This is a genomic window from Frigoribacterium sp. CFBP 8766 (assembly GCF_014841435.1).
In the GTDB taxonomy this organism is placed as follows: Bacteria; Actinomycetota; Actinomycetes; order Actinomycetales; family Microbacteriaceae; genus Frigoribacterium.
Genome location: NZ_JACYTX010000001.1, coordinates 1,087,931 through 1,106,306 on the forward strand (window position 1 = coordinate 1,087,931; position 18,376 = coordinate 1,106,306).

Sequence of the window (18,376 nt, forward strand, 5' to 3'; positions counted from 1 at the left end):
CAAGCTTCGCACGAGCCGCCGACGCCGCCCGGGAGCAGCCTGGACGCGAGGACGGCGGACCCTGTGAGCAGGGCCCGCCGTCCGACGGTGACGCAGGAGGCGCGCGCGGCCCCCGAGGGACGCCCGCGCCTCGTGACTAGCGAGCGTCGACCGCCTGCACGCGCAGGGCGCGCTCGACGCCCGAGAGGCTCTCGACCACGATGCGGCGGAGCGCCGGCACGTCCGGCTTCGCGTCGAGCCAGGCGCGCGTCGCGTCGACCAGCTGCTGGTCGGCGAGCCCGGCCGGGTAGAGGCCCGAGACGAGCGTGTCGGCGATGTGGTAGCTGCGCGACTCCCAGATGCCGGTGAGCGACGAGAAGTAGCGCTCGACCACGGGCTGCAGCACGGCCGGGTCGTTCGTGTGCTGGAAGCCCTGGGCGGTCGCACGCACGATGGCGTTCGGCTGCTCGGCGCTGTCGACCACCGACGCGAAGGCGGCGAGCTTGCCCTCGGCCGTGGGGATCGCCGCGCGGGCGCGTGCGGCGGCCTGGGCGCCGTTGGCGGTGTTGTCCGCCTCGAGCGCGGCGTCGATCTCGGCCTCGCCGGCGGCGCCGACGAGCACGAGGCCCTCGAGCAGCTCCCAGCGCAGGTCGGTGTCGACCTCGAGCCCGTCGAGCGCCAGCGACCCGTCGTGCAGGGCGCGGAGCGCGTCGGCGTGCGCGGGAGTCGACGCGGCGGCGGCGAAGAACTTCACGAACTGGAACTGCGCGTCCGACCCGGCCTCCGCCTCCTTCGCCAGCTCGAGGAGGCGGTCGCCCACCTCGGCGAGCACCTCGGCCCGGCGGGACGGCGCCACGTAGCTGCGGGCCGTCTGCACCAGCTGGGTCAGGGTCGTGCGGATCGTCGTCGACTCGGTCTCGCTCGCGATGTTCGACAGCACGAGGCGGACGTAGTCGGAGGGCGAGGTCTCGGCGTCGCGCGTGGCGTCCCAGACGGAGCCCCAGACGAGGGCGCGGGCCAGCGGGTCGGAGATCGCCGCGAGGTGCTCGATCGCGGTGGCGAGCGACTGCTCGTCGAGGCGGATCTTCGCGTAGGCGAGGTCGTCGTCGTTGGTGAGCACGAGGGCCCCGCGGCGCTGGCCGACGAGCTCGGGCACGTCGGTGCGGGTTCCGTCGACGTCGATCTCGACCCGGTGCGTCCGCACGAGGGCGTCGCCGTCGAAGTCGTAGAGGCCGACCGCGAGGCGGTGCGGGCGGATCGTCGGGTAGTCGGCCGGCGCCTCCTGCAGGAGGGCGAACGAGGTGATGACGCCGTCGGCGTCCGTCTCGATCTCGGGACGCAGCGTGTTGACGCCCGCGGTCTCGAGCCACTTCTCGCTCCAGCTCGTGAGCTCGCGCCCCGAGGTGGCCTCGAGCTCGACGAGCAGGTCGCGGAGCTCGGTGTTCGAGTGGTGGTGCTTCTGGAAGTACGCGGCGACGCCGGCGTAGAAGGCGTCGATGCCGACCCACGCGACGAGCTGCTTCAGCACCGACCCGCCCTTGGCGTAGGTGATGCCGTCGAAGTTGACCTGGACGTCCTCCAGGTCGTTGATCGTCGCGACGACGGGGTGCGTCGAGGGCAGCTGGTCCTGGCGGTAGGCCCAGCTCTTCTCCATCGCCTGGAACGTCGTCCACGCCTCGGTCCACTCGGTGGCCTCGGCCGTCGAGATGGTCGACGCCCACTCGGCGAACGACTCGTTCAGCCAGAGGTCGTTCCACCACTTCATGGTGACGAGGTCGCCGAACCACATGTGGGCGAGCTCGTGCAGGATCGTGACGACCCGGCGCTCCTTGATCGCGTCGGTCACCTTGCTGCGGAACACGTAGGTCTCGACGAAGGTGACGGCGCCCGCGTTCTCCATCGCGCCGGCGTTGAACTCGGGCACGAAGAGCTGGTCGTACTTGTCGAACGGGTACGGGAAGCGGAACTTGTCTTCGTAGTAGGCGAAGCCCTGACGCGTCTTCTCGAAGATGTAGTCGGCGTCGAGGAACTCGGTGAGCGAGCGACGCGTGAAGATGCCGAGGGGGATCGTGCGGCCGTCCGAGCTCGTGAGCTCGCTGCGCACGACGTCGTAGGGGCCGGCGACGATCGCCGTGATGTAGCTCGAGAGCACCGGGGTGGGCGAGAACGTCCAGGTGGCGACCTCGCCGTCGACGGCGGGCTCGGGCGTCGGCTGGTTCGAGACGACCTGCCAGCGGGAGGGGGCGGTCACGGTGAACTGGAACGTCGCCTTCAGGTCGGGCTGCTCGAAGACCGCGAAGACGCGGCGGCTGTCGGGCACCTCGAACTGCGAGTAGAGGTAGACCTCGTCGTCGACCGGGTCGACGAAGCGGTGCAGGCCCTCGCCGGTGTTCGTGTACTCGGCGTCGGCGACGACCTCGAGCACGTTGTCGGCGGCGAGGTCGTCGAGCTGGATGCGGACGCCGTCGTTCACGGCCGCCACGTCGAGGGCCGTGCCGTTCAGCGTGGCCGAGTGCACGGTGCGCGTGAGGGCGTCGATGAACGTCGAGGCGCCGGCCGTCGCGGTGAAGCGGACGGTCGTCGAGCTGCCGAAGACCTCGGCCCCGCGGGTCAGGTCGAGCTCGATCTCGTACGACTGCACGTCGACGACGCTCTTGCGCTCCTGCGCCTCGAGTCGGGTCAGGTTCTCTCCGGGCACGCTTGCTCCATCCGTCTTCAGGTGTCGTTGCGGGACTCGTGGTCCCCGGACGAGCCTAGACCGGCCCCCCGACGCCGGGGTGTTCACTGGGGGCATGACCGACACCGTCGCCCCCGCGCCCCACACCTCCGTCGACTTCTGGTTCGACCCCTCCTGCCCCTGGGCCTGGATGACCAGCCGCTGGGTCGACGAGGTCGCCCGTCACCGCGACCTCGACGTGACGTTCCACATCATGAGCCTGGCGGTGCTGAACGAGGACAACGACGTGAGCGACGAGTACAGGGCCGCCTTCGCCCGGATGCTGCGCTACACGCGGCTCGTCACCGCCGCCGGCGAGCTGCACGGCCAGCAGATCGTGAAGCCTCTCTACGACGCCCTCGGCACCCGCATCCACCCGGGCGGCGAGACCGACGCCGACGTCGTCATCCCCGCCGCGCTCGCCGAGGTCGGCCTGCCCGCCGAGTTCGCCGCCCACGCCGACTCGGACGAGTACGACGAGCAGATGCGGGCGAGCCACTTCGACGGCATCGGCCGCGTCGGCCAGGACGTCGGCACGCCCGTGATCGCCGTGAACGGCACCGCCTTCTTCGGTCCCGTCATCTCGCCGGCGCCGAAGGGCGAGATCGCACTGACCCTGTGGGACGGCGTGGTCGCCGCCGCCTCGTACCCGGGCTTCTTCGAGATCAAGCGCACGCGCACGGTCGGCCCGATCTTCGACTGACGCAGGGCCGTGGCCCGGGCCGTCCTAGGATCGACAGCATGCGCATCCACGTGGCGACCGATCACGCCGGTCTCGACTTCAGCAAGACCGTCATCCGTCACCTCTCCGACGCCGGCCACGACGTCACCGACCACGGCCCGACCAGCTACGAGCCGCTCGACGACTACCCGTCGTTCTGCATCGCGGCGGCCCGGTCCGTCGTCCGTGACCAACGGGCCGGCCACGAGGCCCTCGGCGTCGTCTTCGGCGGCTCGGGCAACGGCGAGCAGATCGCCGCGAACAAGGTCGAGGGCGTCCGTGCCGCCCTGGTCTGGAACGACTCGACGGCGAAGCTCGCCCGTCAGCACAACGACGCGAACGTGATCGCCATCGGCGCCCGTCAGCACACGGAGGCGGAGGCGCTGGCCTTCATCGACGCGTTCGTCGCCGAGCCCTTCAGCCACGACGAGCGTCACGTCCGTCGCATCGCCCAGGTGGGCGAGTACGAGACCACCGGGGCGATCGCCGGGCACCCGGTCGACTGACGACGTAACGTCGGGAGCGGCGGGACCTCCGGGCCCCGCCGCTCCGTCGTCCCCCGTCGGATCGGCTCCGCCCGATCGACCCAGCCAGTGAGGTGCCGCCGTGCCCGAGGGCCATTCCGTCCACCGCATCGCCAACCAGTTCGAGCAGACCTTCGTGGGGAGCCGGTGCGAGGTGAGCTCGCCCCAGGGGCGGTTCGCCGCCGGGGCCGAGAAGCTCGACGGCGCGACCATGGTCGACGCCAAGGCCGTCGGCAAGCAGATGTTCCTCGAGTTCGACAACGGCCTCTGGCTGCACGTGCACCTCGGCCTCTACGGCGCGTGGGACTTCGCGGGCGACATCGCCACGGGCCACTCGATGGCCGAGTCGCGGACGCGTCGGGCTCGCACCCGCAAGGCGGAGGCGGCCCCCGACGACGACGGCGAGGACTCGATGGCGAGCATAGGGGCGCCGCGTCGCAGTCGCGTCCGGATGGCCGAGCAGGAGAAGGCCGAGGACGACATCGAGTCGTTCCCGCCCGAGCCCGTCGGCCAGGTGCGCGTGCGCCTGCTCACCGACACGGCCGTCGGCGACCTGCGCGGCCCCACGAAGTGCGAGGTCCTCGACGCCGCCGGGGTCGACACGGCCATCGCCAAGCTCGGCCCGGACCCCCTCGTGGACTCGCCCAAGAAGGGCAGCGACCGCTTCGTGACGACGGTGCGGAAGAAGCGCACCCCGATCGGCCTGCTGCTGATGGACCAGAGCGTCGTGAGCGGCATCGGCAACATCTACCGCGCTGAGCTGCTCTTCCGCGCGCGGCTCGATCCGCACACCCCCGGCAACCAGGTGCCCGAGGACGTGCTGAAGGCGATCTACAAGGACTGGACGAAGCTGCTCAGGAGCGGCGTCGAGCTCGGGCAGATGATGACGATGGACGGGCTCACGAAGGCACAGCACGCGAAGGCCCTGCGCAGCCGGGCCGACCGGCACTGGGTCTACCACCGTGAGGGCCTGCCCTGTCGGGTCTGCGGCACCAACATCGTGATGGAGATGGCCGCGGGTCGGAAGCTCTACTGGTGCCCGGTCGACCAGGTCTGAGCGCCGTGCCGTGTTACGTGCGTGTCACAGCTTTCAATCGAGGCTGAAACCTGTGCCAGGGTGGCTCCATGCGGCACACCCCCACGTTCGTCCTGTCCGACGTCGACGAGGTCAGGCGGCTCGTCCGCGAGAACCCCTGGGCCACGATCGTCGCGTCGACGGCTGACGGCATCGTGGCCTCGCACTACCCGGTGGTGCTCGAGGACGACCCGGCCGACCCCGACGCGATCGTGCTGGTCAGCCACGTCGGCCGGCCCGACGAGCGCTCGCTCGAGCTGGGCACCTCCGAGGTCATGGTGATCGTCCAGGGGCCTCACGGCTACGTGTCTCCCGGGTGGTACCCCGCCGAGCAGATCATCCCGACCTGGAACCACGTCACGGCGCACCTCTGGGGCACGCCCGAGATCCTGTCGGACGACGAGAACTTCCGCGTGCTCGGCGAGCTCGTCGACCACTTCGAGCGCGTCATGCCCGAGCCGTCGACCCTCACGCTCGACGAGGAGGGCTCGCGCCGTGTGGCGAAGGGCACCGTCGGCATCCGGCTGCGGGTCACCCGGTTCGACGCGCGCGCCAAGCTGAGCCAGAACAAGGCGCCCGAGGTCGTCGACCGCATCGTGGACGAGCTCGAGCACGGGGAGCACTACTCCCAGCCAGCCCTCGCGGCCGAGATGCGACGGGTCCGCGACCGGTGAGCGCGGTCCTGCCCGGCACCGGCACCGATGCCGGACCCGAGAAGGCGCGTCCCGTCCTCCTGAGGAACGCCCGCCTCACCGGCGTCCACAGCCCCGAGGACGCCGCCCGGGTCGACGTCCTCCTCCGTGGAGGTGTCGTCGCCGAGATCGGCCAGGGGCTCGTCGCGGTCGAGGGTGCCGACGTCGCCGACGTCGTCGACCTCGACGGCTGCTGGCTCGGACCGGGCCTCTGGGACTCCCACGTGCACATGGACCAGTGGGCGCTCGTGCGTCGTCGCCTGGACGTGTCGGCGGCCGGGTCGGCCGCCGAGGCGGCGTCGCTCGTGGGGGAGCGCCTCCGCTCGCAGCCCCCGGCGCCCGGGCAGCCCCTGATCGGCTACGGGTTCCAGGACGCGCTCTGGGCCGACGAGCCCACCAGGGCCCTGCTCGACGCCGTCTCCGGCGACGTCCCCGTCGTGCTCGTCAGCAAGGACCTGCACTCCGTCTGGCTCGACTCCCGGGCCCTCGCGGCCCACGGTCACGCCGGCCACCCGACGGGCCTGCTGCGCGAGGCGGACGCCTTCGCCGTGAGCACCGCGGTCAGCGCCGTCTCGGAGGACCAGCTCGACGAGTGGGTGGCCGAGGCCGCCGAGGCCGCCGCCGCGCGAGGCGTCGTCGGGATCGTCGACCTCGAGATGACCCTCTCGGTCGACCGCTGGGCCCGCAGGGTGGCGGCGGGCACGACGTGCCTCCGCGTGCGCGCCGGCGTCTACCCGGCCGACCTCGACGAGGTCGTCGCCCGCGGCCTGCGCACCGGCGACGTGATCCCCGGCACGCACGGCCTCGTCGAGATGGGGCCGGCCAAGATCATCACCGACGGCTCGCTCGGCACCCGCACAGCGTGGTGCCGGGACGCCTACGTCGGCATGGAGGGCGACCCCGCGGCGCGGGGCGTGGCGACCTACGGGAAGGAGGCGCTCGTCGACCACCTGAGACGCGCCTCCTCGGCGGGCCTGGTGCCCGCGGTGCACGCGATCGGCGACGCGGCGAACGCGTCGGCCCTCGACGCCCTCGAGGAGGTCGGCTGCGGCGGCTCGATCGAGCACGCACAGCTGCTCGACGCGGACGACGTCGCGCGGTTCGCGCGGCTCGGCATCGTGGCCAGCATCCAGCCCGAGCACGCCATGGACGACCGCGACGTCGCCGACCGGCTGTGGGCGGGCCGCACCGGGCGCTCGTTCGCGTGGGGGAGCCTCGCCGAGGCGGGGGTGCGCCTCCAGCTCGGCTCGGACGCGCCGGTGGCGCCGCTCGACCCGTGGGTGGCGATCGCCGCGGCCGTCTGGCGGGCGCGTGACGGCCGCGACCCGTGGCACCCCGAGCAGCGGCTGGCGGCGCGCACCGCGCTCGCCGCGTCGACCGGCGGCCGGACCAGGGTCGAGGTCGGCTCGGCGGCCGATCTCGTCGTGACCGAGTGCGACCCGCTCACCGCCTCCGACGACGAGCTGCGGCACCTGGCCGTCTCGGCCACGCTGCTCGGCGGGCGCTGGACGCACCGGGCGCTCTGACCGACGCCTGTCGTGTTTCTTCGGTGTTTCGTCGTGATGAAGGTTTCAAAAAGTAGTGAAACTTTTGAGCGCGAAGTCTTCCGCTCGACCGTGTCCGCTCCCTAACGTGACAGCACGCCGTCCCGTCACGGCATCGGAGTGCACCACCCGAACCGCCCCAGGGCGCTGGAGGACACACATGAGAGCCACCCGAACGACCCTCGCCGCAGCCGTCACGGTCGCCGCCCTCGCCCTCGGCGGCTGTGCCGCAGGAGGCGGCTCCTCCGGCGCCGACGCGGGCGGGACCCTCGTCTACGCCACGGCCGAGCCGGACCACCTGACGCCCGGGCGCCAGACCGTCGCGTTCACGCAGGTGATGAGCCTGTTCGCGCCGCTCGTCTCGGTCGACGCCGACAACGCCGTCACGTACGTGCAGGCCGAGTCGGTCGAGTCGGACGACGCGACCACGTGGACGATCGTCCTGCGCGACGGCTGGACCTTCCAGGACGGCACGCCGGTCACGGCCCAGAGCTACGTGGACGCGTGGAACTACACGGCCGACGCCGCGAACGCCTTCGAGAACAGCGGCCAGCTCGCGGGGATCGCCGGCTACGACGACCTGAACCCGGCCGAGGGCGACCCGACCGCGAGCACGATGAGCGGCCTCTCCGTCGTCGACGACACGACCTTCACGGTGCAGCTGTCGCACGCCGACAGCCAGTTCCCGCTGCAGCTGAGCCAGGCGCAGACCGGCTTCTACCCGATGCCCGAGTCCGCCTACGACGACATGGAGGCGTACGACCGCCAGCCCGTCGGCAACGGCCCCTTCGAGATGACCGAGCCGTGGGTCGACGACGCCGAGTTCACGGTGTCGAAGTACGACGGGTACCAGGGCGACGACGCGGCCCAGGTCGACGACATCACCTACCGCAGCTACAGCGACCAGAACACGGCCTACACCGACGTGCTCGCGGGCAACGCCGACGTGCTGTTCCTGCCCGCGTCGAAGATGACGTCCGCCGAGGCCGACTTCGGCGACCGCCTGTACTCGTTCGACGCCCCCGGCATCGACTACCTCGGGTTCCCCCTGACCGACGAGCGCTACTCGGACGTCCGGGTGCGCCAGGCGATCTCGATGTCCATCGACCGGGACGCCGTGAACACGGCCATCTACGGCGGCCTCTACGAGCCCGCGACGGCCTTCACCCCGTCCGCGATGGACGGCACACCCGAGGGCCTCTGCGGCGAGTTCTGCGAGTTCGACCCCGACGCGGCCCAGGCCCTGCTCGAGGAGGCCGGCGGCTTCGACGGCACGATGGAGATCGTCTACCCGGGCGGCAGCGGCCTCGACTCGCTCTTCGAGGCCTACGCGAACCAGATCCGGCAGAACCTCGGCGTCGAGGACGTCGTGGCGAAGCCGAGCACCGACTGGGCCGAGTACTACCAGGGCCTCGTCGACCGCACCACGTCCGGCCCGCACTTCGGCCACTGGGGCGCGCTCTACGTCAGCCAGCAGAACACCCTGCGGTCGCTCTTCACCGAGGCGGGCGGCTGCTACGACTGCACCTGGTACAGCTCGCCCGAGGTCGACGCGCTGCTCGACGAGGCGGACCAGGCCGCGACGCCGGAGGCGGCGACCGACGCCTACCGCGCGGTCCAGGAGGAGGTGCTCGCGGACTTCCCCGTCGCGCCGACGTTCTCGGACAAGTACTCGTACGTCACCAGCGAGAAGGTCGCGACCCTGCCTCAGGCCGCCGGCAGCCCGATCGTGCAGGGGATCACCCTGAAGTGACGATCGACGACCGCGCCACCCGCCCCGCCCCCGCCGTGGTCGGCTCGACGGACGACATCGTCCGCCGGGCCGGCTCGGTGCCCCCGCTCGACGGCTTCCCCACGCTCGACGCCCTGGCCGAGCGCTTCGCCCGGATCGAGCGCGAGAACCCCGGTCTCGTCTCCAGCCGCCGCGTCGCGACGAGCCGCCTCGGCGAGCCCATCCGGATGTATTCCATAGGCACAGCCTCGATAGGTGCAGCCTCCAGCGGTGCAGCTTCGACGGGCACCGCCTCCCGGAACCACCTGATCGTCGGCGGCGTCCACCCCAACGAGCCGATCGGCTCGTGGACGGCGATCCACCTCGCCGAGACGCTCTGCGCCGACGCCGAGCTGCGCGAGTCGCTCGGCGCCGTCTGGCACATCGTGCCGAGCATCGACCCGGACGGCGGGCGCCTCAACGAGGGCTGGTTCGCCGATCCGGGCGACCGCGGCCACTACGCGCGTCGCTTCTACCGCCCGGCGCCGGACGAGCAGGTCGAGTGGACCTTCCCCACGTCGTACGGGGACGCCTACTTCGATCGCGTGATGCCCGAGACCCTCGGCCTCATGCGCCTGATCGACGAGCTGAGGCCCGAGCTCTACGTCAGCCTGCACAACGGCGAGATGGGCGGCGTCTACTACTACCTGAGCCGGCCGGTGCCCGAGCTGACGGAGGCGCTGCACGCCGTCCCTGCCTCGCTCGGCCTGCCGCTCGACACCGGCGAGCCCGAGTCGCCGTACCTCGAGCAGTACGCGCCGGCCGTCTTCGGCACCGGCACGATCGCCGACGCCTACGACTACCTCGAGTCCCTGGGGGTCGAGGCCGCGGTCGAGATCGGCGGGTCGTCGTCGAGCGAGTACGCGAGCCGGCACGGCACCCTCGGCCTCGTGGCCGAGCTGCCCTACTGGAAGCACCCCGACGCGGACGACACCTCGCCCACGGACGAGGCCTACTCGGCCCTGCTGCTCCGCACCAGCGCCCGGATGACGGAGACGGGGGAGGCGCTGGCCGGCCTGCTCGCCCGTGCCGAGCCGGCCCTCACGATCGAGTCGCCGTTCCTCCGCGCCTCACGCGCCTTCGTGCCGATGCTGATCCGGATGGGAACGGTGGATCGTGCCCGGGCGGCCGATCCGGCGTCGGCACGACCCGCGACCGTCGCCGAGCGCTTCTCGTGCGAGGACCTCGTGCACTGCTTCCGCCTGCGCTACGGCGGGATGCTGCTGCGCGCGCTCGAGGTCGAGTCCGCCGCGGGGACGGCGTCCGCGCCGCTCCGCCGGCTCGCCGAGGAGGCGGCCGTCCTCTACGCCACCTGGCAGGCCGAGGCCGCGGCCGACGACCGTGCCGAGGTGATCCCGATCGCGAGCCTCGTCGGCGTGCAGTACGGGGCCGTCCTGGCCGCTGCCGCCCACCTCGCGGGCACGGGCCGGCCGGCCGCCGCCGCCGCCGCCGCCGACCCTGCCCCGACCCCGACCCTGCCGCCCGCCGAGGGCTCGCGATGAAGACCGCGCTGGCCGTCGTCGAGCGCGTCGGCGGACTCGCCGTCGTCTTCGTCGGGGTCACCTTCGTCATCTACTTCACCGTGTTCGCGCTGCCCGGCGACCCGATCCGGGCGCTGGGCGGCGACCGGCCCCTCAGCGACGCGGTCGTCCGAGCGCTCCGGGCCGAGTACCACCTCGACGAGCCGCTCTGGCAGCAGTACACCCGGTACATCGGCGGGCTGTTCCGCGGCGACTTCGGCACGACGTTCACCGGCCAGTCGGTGGGCGACCAGATGGCCAGCCGCTGGCCCGTCACGGTCACGCTGGCGCTGTCGGCGTGGCTGCTCGAGATCGTCGTCGGCATCGGGCTCGGCGTGCTGTCGGCGCTGAGGCGCGGCACGCTGGTCGACAAGGCGATCCTGGGCGGCACCATCGTGGCCAGCGCGATCCCCGTGTTCGTCGTGGGGGTCACCCTCCAGCTCGTGTTCGCGGTCCGGCTCGACTGGTTCCCCGTCGCCGGCGTGACGGCCGGCTGGCCGGCCGCCTACGCGCTGCCCGCGATCGTGATCGCCCTCTTCGGGCTGGCCTCCGTCTCCCGCCTGACCCGCGCCTCCGTGCTCGAGAACCTCAGCTCCGACTACGTGCGGACGGCCAGGGCCAAGGGGCTCGCCCCCCGACGGGTGATCGGCGTGCACGTGATGCGGAACTCGCTGATCCCCACCGCGACGTTCCTCGCGACCGACCTCGGCTACCTGCTCGGCGGCACGGTCATCATCGAGGGGATCTTCAACCTGCCGGGGGTCGGCAACCTCCTGTTCGGGGCCATCCGCAGCCACGAGGGCGCGACGGTGGTCGGCATCTCGACCGCGCTGATCCTCGTCTTCCTCGTCACCAGCCTCCTGGTCGACGCGATCCACGCCCTGCTCGACCCGAGAGTCCGACGATGACCGAGAGCTTCACGACCCCCGTCGCCCCGTCCCTCGCCGGCGGGCGTCGTCATCCGCTGCGGCGGGCCGTCCGTCGGCCCGGCTTCGTCGTCCCTGCGGTCGTCGTCCTGCTGCTGACGCTGATCGCGGTGTTCCCCGGCCCGTTCGCCGGGCTCTTCGGCAACGGCGACCCCCGGGTCTGCGACCTCGGCCTCAGCGGCGCCGACCCGACCGGCGGGCACCCGTTCGGGTACGACCTGCAGGGCTGCGACGTGTGGGCCAACGTGATCCACGGCACCCGCGCCTCCTTGTCGGTCGGCCTGCTCACGACGGTGCTCTCGATGGTCGTCGCGATCGTGGTCGGGACGATCGCGGGGATGCGCGGCGGGATCGTCGACGCCGCGCTCTCGCGCCTCACCGACGTGTTCCTCGGGTTCCCCCTGCTGCTCGGCGCGGTCGTCGTGCTGAACAGCGCCGGCGAGCGGTCGGTCCTCACCGTCTCGCTCGTGCTCGCCCTGTTCGGCTGGCCGACGATGGCCCGCCTGGTGCGCGGCTCGGTCCGGTCGGTGCGCCAGGCGGACTTCGTCCTCGCGGCACGGACGATGGGGCTCTCGACCTGGCGGATCGTCACGCGCTACGTGCTGCCGAGCTCGCTGTCGCCCGTCTTCGTCGTCGCCACCATCACGGTGGGCGGGGTCATCGTGGCCGAGAGCTCGTTGACGTACCTCGGCATCGGCCTCGAGGCACCGGCGATCTCGTGGGGCCTGCAGCTCGCGAGCGCGTCGAGCCAGTTCCAGAACGCGCCCCACCTCCTCGTGTTCCCGGCCCTGTTCCTGGCCGTGACCGTGCTCAGCATCATCAGCCTGGGCGACACCCTCCGTGCCGCCCTCGACCCTCGTCGCCAGCAGTGACGCCGACCACCGGAGGACCCATGACCACGACGCCCGAGGCCCCCGAGGTCCCGACCGCCCTCACCGCTCCGCAGATCGCCGACCTCCGGGCCGCCCTGCCCTACGTCGACGGCTGGCTCGCGTACCGGCGCTGGCGCGAGCGCGTGCCGGGCGTCCAGGCCGCCGTCTGGTTCGACGACGCGCTCCAGCTCTCGTCGGCGCACGGGCTGGCAGACGAGGAGGCGGGCGCCCCGTTGACGACGGAGCACCTGTTCCGCATCGCGTCGCACTCGAAGACCTTCACGGCCACGGCGGTGCTGCAGCTCGTCGAGCGCGGAGCCCTGCGCCTCGACGACCCGGTCGGGCAGCACGTGCCGCGCCTGGCCGAGGCCGGGTCCCGCCTCGCCGACGCCACCGTCCGCGAGCTGCTCGAGCACGGCGCGGGCGTGATCCGCGACGGCCTCGACGGCGACTACTGGCAGCACGGCCGGCCGTTCCCCGACGAGGCCGAGCTGATCGAGATGCTGCTCGACCGGGGCGACAAGGCGCCCGCGGGGGCGGGCTTCAACTACAGCAACCTCGGCTACTCGCTGCTCGGGCTGGTGGTCGCCGCCGTGTCGGGCCGGTCGTACGGCGACTTCGTCACCGAGTCGATCGTCGAGCCGCTCGGGCTGCGGCACACCGGCCCGGAGTGGGACGAGTCGCGCGCCGACGAGTACGCGGCCGGCCACAGCGGCCGGCACGTCTCGCAGACGCGGGTGCGGCTCGCCCACGTCGACACCCGCGCCATGGCCGCGGCGACCGGGTTCTACGGCACCGCGTCCGACCTCGTGCGGTACGCGTCGGCGCACTTCGACGGCGACGAGCGCCTGCTCGGCGAACACAGCAAGCGGCTCGCCCAGCGGGAGGCCTGGCAGTCCGACGCGTCGCAGCCGGAGTCGGCGCACTACGGCCTCGGCTTCGTGATCGACCGCGTCGGCGGCCACCGGGTCGTCGGCCACTCGGGCGGGTACCCGGGCCACATCACCCGCACGCTGTTCGACCCGGCCCTGGGGCTCGCCGTCTCGGTGCTGACCAACGCCGTGGACGGGCCCGCCACCGCGCTCTCGTCGGGCGTGCTGCGACTCCTCGACCTGGCGCTCGAGCCGGCGCCGCCCGGCCTCGCGACCCGCGCCTCCTCGTCGGGCGTCGACCCGGCCCGCTTCACCGGCCGGTTCGCGGGCGAGTTCGGCATCGTCGACGTGGCGCTGCTCGGCGAGAACCTCGTGGCGCTGCACCCGTCCGGCGCGGACCCGGTCGACGGCCTGGACCGGCTGCGCGTGGCCGGGCCGGACGAGCTCCTGATCGCCCGGGGCAACGGCTTCGGGGCGGTGGGCGAGACGATGCGCTACGAGTTCGACGCCGACGGTCGGGTCTCGCGGCTGCGGGGCGCGGGAGGCATGAGCATGCGCCCGGTGACGGAGCTCGAGGGATGACGACCGTCACCGCCGCCGATCTAGGCTGGCCGGGCACCGTTCGCCCTGCCGAGGCGACACCTCACGGATCGAGAGAACGCATGCCGCGCCACGACCCCACGACGACGACCTCCTCCTCCGGGCCTGAGGTCACGGCCGACGAGGCCGCCCGACGGGACTTCGTCGAGCAGTTCGCCGTCATGTGGGAGATGGCGGGCTCGGCGCTGATGGACGGCCGCATCCTCGGTTACCTCATGATGATGCGCGAGCCGTACATCTCGTCCGCCGACCTCGGCTCCGCCCTGAGCGCGAGCGCCGGGTCGGTCTCGATGTCCACCCGCCGCCTGGTCGACTCCGGCTTCATCGCCCGCCACGTCGTGCCGGGCGACCGCAGCCACTACTTCCGGGCCGAGGACGACATCTGGGGCAGCTGGCTCGCCGGCGAGCGTCGGTACCTCGACCGCCAGCGCGTCACCATCGAGCAGGGCCTCGCCGTGCTCGACCCGGCCGACGAGCGGGACGAGGAGGTGCGGCACCGGCTGGTGAACGGCCGCGACTACATGACCTGGGTCTCGAGGTACCACCGCAAGATGCTCGCCGACTGGGAGGCGTTCAAGGCCGACCGCGACGCGGCCGCCCCGGCACGGGGCGACTCCCCGACCGACGACGACCAGGAGCCCCGATGACCGACCCGCTGCTGAGCGTGCACGACCTGACGATCCGGTTCGACGTCGACGGTGACGACCAGGTCGCGGTCGAGGGCGCCTCCTTCGAGGTCCGCCGCGGCGAGGTGCTCGCGGTCGTGGGCGAGTCGGGCTCGGGCAAGAGCGTCAGCGCCATGTCGGTGCTCGGCCTGCTGCCGGCGAACGCGACGGTCGAGGGCTCGGTCGTCTTCGACGGCCAGGAGCTCGTCGGGCTGCCGGACGCCGCCGTGCGGCACCTCCGGGGCGAGCGGATCGCCATGATCTTCCAAGATCCCACGGCGGCCCTGAACCCGGTCTTCACGGTCGGGTTCCAGATCGAGGAGGCGGTCCGCCGGCACGAGCCGGAGCTCGGCCGTGCCGCGGTGCGGGCCCGCGCCGTCGAGCTGCTGAGGAGCGTCGAGATCCCCGAGCCGGAGGCCCGGCTGCGGTCGTTCCCGCACCAGCTCTCCGGCGGCCAGTGCCAGCGGATCATGATCGCGATGGCGCTGGCCTCCGACCCTGCCCTGCTGATCGCCGACGAGCCGACGACCGCGCTCGACGTGACCGTGCAGGCCGAGGTGCTCGACGTGCTCCGCCGACTCCAGCAGGGCTCGGGGACGAGCATCCTGCTCATCACCCACGACATGGGCGTGGTGGCCGACCTCGCCGATCGCGTCCTCGTGATGCGGTCGGGCCGGGTGGTCGAGACGAACGACGTCGGGGCCCTCTTCCCGGCCCCCGTGGCCGAGTACACGCGCGCCCTGCTCGACGCGGTGCCGCGCGTGGGCGACCGCCTCGTCGTGGCGGGCCCGGCTTCGGGCGCGGGCGCGGGCGCGGCTGCGGCTTCCGCCGTGCCCGCCGCTGCGCCTGCTGCCGCCGCGGCTGTGCCGCCGCCGGCGCTCGTCGTGCGCGACCTCGTAGTCGAGTACGGCAACCGGGTCGTGGGCCGCTTCCGTGCCGTCGACGACGTGAGCTTCACGGTCGGCCGCGGCGAGATCCTCGGCCTCGTGGGCGAGTCGGGCAGCGGCAAGACGACGATCGGGCGGGCGGCCGTCGGGCTGGCGCCGATCACCTCGGGCGTCGTCCAGGTGGCGGGCGTCGACCTCGCCACGGCGGGTCGACGTGAGCAGCGGGCGATGCGCGAGCGGGTCGCCGTCGTCTTCCAGAACCCGTCGACCTCGCTGAACCCGAGGTACAGCATCGCCCAGACCCTCGGCGAGCCGTTGCAGGTCAGGCGCGGGCTGCGCGGTGCTGAGCTGACGGACCGGGTCGACGCGCTGCTGGCCGACGTCGGGCTGGGCGGGGCCTGGCGCGAGCGCTACCCGCACGAGCTCTCCGGAGGGCAGCGGCAGCGCGTGGCGATCGCGCGCGCGGTCGCGCTCGACCCTGACCTCCTCATCGCCGACGAGCCCACCAGCGCCCTCGACGTGTCGGTGCAGGCCAAGGTCCTCGACGTGTTCCGGTCGCTGCAGGGCCGGCTCGGGTTCGCGTGCCTCTTCATCAGCCACGACCTGGCCGTCGTCGACTCGCTCTGCGACCGCGTCGCCGTCCTGCGGTCGGGACGGCTGGTCGAGCTCGGCGACCGCGACTCCGTCCTGACGGCGCCGTCGGACGACTACACGCGACGGCTGATCGCCTCGGCGCCGGTGCCCGACCCCGTCGAGCAGCGGCGTCGTCGGGAGGAGCGGCTCAGCGCCTGACGCCCTGACGCCCTGGGTGCGGGCACGACCCCCCCGGTGCACGACAGCCCGGGACACGACGGAGGCCGCCGCCCCGAGGGCGACGGCCTCCGCGCGTCAGGAGGGAGCGGACTCAGCCGGCGACGTGCGCGGCGAGGAACCAGCGGTCCTTCTCGAGGCCGCGCGAGATCTCGATGGCGACGTCCTGGCTGGACGCGTCGAGCTCGCCGAGCTCGTCGATGGCCGTGCGGACGGCGACGAGGGAGGCGTCGATCTGGGCGACCAGCTCGGCGATCGTGCGGTCGATCTGGTTGAAGCCGGGCGAGGTCGTCGGGATGCTCGTCTTGGCGGCGACGGTCTCGATGCGGGCGTCGACGGGCAGGCCGAGGGCGACGACGCGCTCCGCGGCGAGGTCGGCCCACTCGCGGGCGTGGTCGACGACCACGTCGATCAGCTCGTGCACGGCGACGAACGCGATGCCGCGCACGTGCCAGTGCGCCTGCTTGCCGTTGACGGACAGCGCCGTGAGGTCGGTGACGATGGGGCTGAGGAACTGGGCGACGCCGGCGGCGACGTCGGGGTCGACGGAACCCTGGGGGACGGTGATGGTGGTGGCGTCGGTCATGGCGGTGTCCTTTCCTAGACGATCTACCCCACGCTAGAGGGCTGAGCGGATTCCGCAAGCAAGCTGAGGCTCGGCTCACCGAGGCCAGCCTGGCCTCACCTGGCCGTGCGGGGGATAACCCCACCGCCCTCTCGGGCGCTGGCACCATGGGACGGTGCCCGCGCCTCCGCGAGGCTCGAGGCATGACCCAGGAGAGCACCATCAGCGCCCCCACGAACCCCTACCTCTCGCCGCCGCCCCCGCCCGGCGGCTACGGGCGTCGCTGGCGTGCCCTGCCCCGCGAGCTCGGCTACGTCGCCCTGTCGGCGGTGCTGGTCGTCGTGATCGGCGGCCTCTCCACCCTCTTCTTCCGGTCGCTCGGCCAGGCCGACAACTCGGTCGTCGGGTTCGTCTTCCTCGCCGTCGTGGTCTTCGCGAGCCTGTGGCTGGCGCGCTGGTTCGGCACGTTCGAGGTGATCCGCCTGCGCTGGGCGATCGACCGTCCCGTGCGTCCCGTCGACTGGACGCCGAACACGACCTGGGGCCGCTCCGACAACCGCGGCGTCCGCGCGCTCTCGGCGTTCGCGAACCCGCACTACTGGCTCTACCTGCTCTACGGCCTCGTGGTGTTCCCGGCCGCGGCCGCCCTCACGACGATGGTCATCGTGCTGCTCGTCGCGGGCCCCGCCCTGCTGTTCGTCTTCGGCGGCGTGGTCGTCCGCAGCGTGCCCGGCGGCGACGGCCTGCACGCGGTCGTCGGGGGCGGCGGCGGGCTCCTGCTCCTCCTGCTCGGGGCCATCGTGCTCGCGGGCGTCGTGCTGCTGATGCCCTTCGTCGTGCACGGCTTCGTCGTGATGCACCACGCGATCGCCGCCGCCATGCTCGGAGGCTTCCGCAGCGACCAGCTCGCCGTCGAGCTCGCCGACCGCGAGATCTCGCGCACCGCGGCCCTCTCGGCCGAGGGCACGGCCCTCCGCCGCCTCGAGCGCGACATCCACGACGGGCCGCAGCAGCGCCTCGTGCGCCTGCAGATGGACCTCGCCGCGGCGGCCAGGGCCGTCGACTCCGACCCCGAGAAGGGCAAGGCCCTGATCGAGGAGGCGCGGGCCCAGTCCCGCGAGGCCCTCGAGGAGCTGCGCGCCCTGTCCCGCGGCTTCGCGCCTCCCCTGCTGCTCGACCGCGGGCTGGTCGCGGCGCTCGAGTCGCTCGTCGACCGCGCGGTCATCCCCACGGCCTTGCTGAACCGGGTGCCCGCCCACGTCGTGCTGCCCGCGGAGATCCAGCGGAACGCCTACTTCATCGCCTCCGAGCTCGTGACCAACACGGGCAAGCACTCGTCCGCGATCTCGGCCGACCTCGTGCTCCGCACGAGGACCGCTCCCGACGGCCGCGGCACCCTGCTCGAGCTCGTCGTCACCGACGACGGCCAGGGCGGCGCGGGCCTCCGCGACGGACACGGGCTCGCCGGCGTGCAGGAGCGGCTCGTGGGCCTGGGCGGGTTCCTCGACATCTCCAGCCCGACGGGCGGGCCGACCATCGTGACGGTGAGCATCCCGCTCGTCGACGACTCGCCGGCGGAGGTCGGTGCGACCGGTCCGGCTGCTCCCGCCGCGCCGCCCGCTCCCTAGACTGGCGGG

15 protein-coding genes are annotated in these 18,376 nt (G+C 72.6%); 13 read left to right on the forward strand and 2 right to left on the reverse strand.

Translation table 11 applies throughout. The annotated features are described in order from the left end of the window. Positions 1–136: 136 nt before the first annotated feature. Positions 137–2,677, reverse strand: coding sequence for an aminopeptidase N (gene pepN / locus IFT90_RS05175; protein ID WP_192041231.1), 2,541 nt, complete (start codon positions 2,675–2,677; stop codon positions 137–139). A 94-nt stretch (positions 2,678–2,771) separates the two neighbouring features. Between pepN and IFT90_RS05180 the strand changes: the two genes are divergently transcribed. The 12 genes from IFT90_RS05180 (at position 2,772) to IFT90_RS05235 (ending at position 16,156) form a co-directional block, all read left to right on the forward strand. Next, entirely contained in the window at positions 2,772–3,398 is a 627-nt protein-coding gene (locus tag IFT90_RS05180; protein WP_192041232.1) for a DsbA family protein, read from the forward strand. A gap of 38 nt (positions 3,399–3,436) precedes the next feature. Then, on the forward strand, positions 3,437–3,922 hold the full coding sequence (locus IFT90_RS05185; protein ID WP_192041233.1) for a ribose-5-phosphate isomerase: 486 nt from the start codon (positions 3,437–3,439) through the stop codon (positions 3,920–3,922). Positions 3,923–4,022: 100 nt separating this feature from the next. Continuing rightward, on the forward strand, positions 4,023–4,997 hold the full coding sequence (locus IFT90_RS05190) for an Fpg/Nei family DNA glycosylase (protein WP_192041234.1): 975 nt from the start codon (positions 4,023–4,025) through the stop codon (positions 4,995–4,997). 68 nt (positions 4,998–5,065) lie between these two features. Next, positions 5,066–5,689, forward strand: coding sequence for an FMN-binding negative transcriptional regulator (locus IFT90_RS05195; protein ID WP_192041235.1), 624 nt, complete (start codon positions 5,066–5,068; stop codon positions 5,687–5,689). Next, entirely contained in the window at positions 5,686–7,233 is a 1,548-nt protein-coding gene (locus IFT90_RS05200; protein WP_371812114.1) for an amidohydrolase, read from the forward strand. Before IFT90_RS05195 ends, IFT90_RS05200 begins: the two co-directional genes overlap by 4 nt. Positions 7,234–7,411: 178 nt before the next feature. Further along, on the forward strand, positions 7,412–9,004 hold the full coding sequence (locus tag IFT90_RS05205) for an ABC transporter substrate-binding protein (RefSeq protein ID WP_192041236.1): 1,593 nt from the start codon (positions 7,412–7,414) through the stop codon (positions 9,002–9,004). After that, entirely contained in the window at positions 9,001–10,524 is a 1,524-nt protein-coding gene (locus IFT90_RS05210) for a M14 family zinc carboxypeptidase (protein ID WP_371812115.1), read from the forward strand. Before IFT90_RS05205 ends, IFT90_RS05210 begins: the two co-directional genes overlap by 4 nt. Then, positions 10,521–11,450 carry an ABC transporter permease gene (locus tag IFT90_RS05215; protein WP_192041237.1) on the forward strand — a complete coding sequence of 310 codons (930 nt, stop codon included), beginning with the start codon at positions 10,521–10,523 and terminating at the stop codon, positions 11,448–11,450. The genes IFT90_RS05210 and IFT90_RS05215 overlap by 4 nt, the downstream gene beginning before the upstream one ends. Further along, positions 11,447–12,340 carry an ABC transporter permease gene (locus IFT90_RS05220; RefSeq protein WP_192041238.1) on the forward strand — a complete coding sequence of 298 codons (894 nt, stop codon included), beginning with the start codon at positions 11,447–11,449 and terminating at the stop codon, positions 12,338–12,340. The genes IFT90_RS05215 and IFT90_RS05220 overlap by 4 nt, the downstream gene beginning before the upstream one ends. A gap of 20 nt (positions 12,341–12,360) precedes the next feature. Beyond that, a complete protein-coding gene (locus IFT90_RS05225) occupies positions 12,361–13,794 on the forward strand; it encodes a serine hydrolase (RefSeq protein WP_192041239.1) in 1,434 nt (477 codons plus the stop codon). Positions 13,795–13,874: 80 nt separating this feature from the next. Next, positions 13,875–14,459: a GbsR/MarR family transcriptional regulator gene (locus IFT90_RS05230; protein WP_192041240.1), complete on the forward strand. Its 585-nt coding sequence runs from the start codon at positions 13,875–13,877 to the stop codon at positions 14,457–14,459. Beyond that, on the forward strand, positions 14,456–16,156 hold the full coding sequence (locus tag IFT90_RS05235; protein WP_192041241.1) for an ABC transporter ATP-binding protein: 1,701 nt from the start codon (positions 14,456–14,458) through the stop codon (positions 16,154–16,156). Before IFT90_RS05230 ends, IFT90_RS05235 begins: the two co-directional genes overlap by 4 nt. Positions 16,157–16,268: 112 nt before the next feature. Here the strand turns inward: IFT90_RS05235 and IFT90_RS05240 are convergent, their stop codons facing one another. Then, a complete protein-coding gene (locus IFT90_RS05240; protein WP_123548224.1) occupies positions 16,269–16,760 on the reverse strand; it encodes a Dps family protein in 492 nt (163 codons plus the stop codon). A gap of 182 nt (positions 16,761–16,942) precedes the next feature. Between IFT90_RS05240 and IFT90_RS05245 the strand changes: the two genes are divergently transcribed. Continuing rightward, the gene (locus tag IFT90_RS05245) at positions 16,943–18,367 is read left to right on the forward strand and encodes a sensor histidine kinase (protein WP_192041242.1); all 1,425 of its coding nucleotides are present in this window, start codon (positions 16,943–16,945) and stop codon (positions 18,365–18,367) included. Positions 18,368–18,376 lie beyond the last annotated feature (9 nt).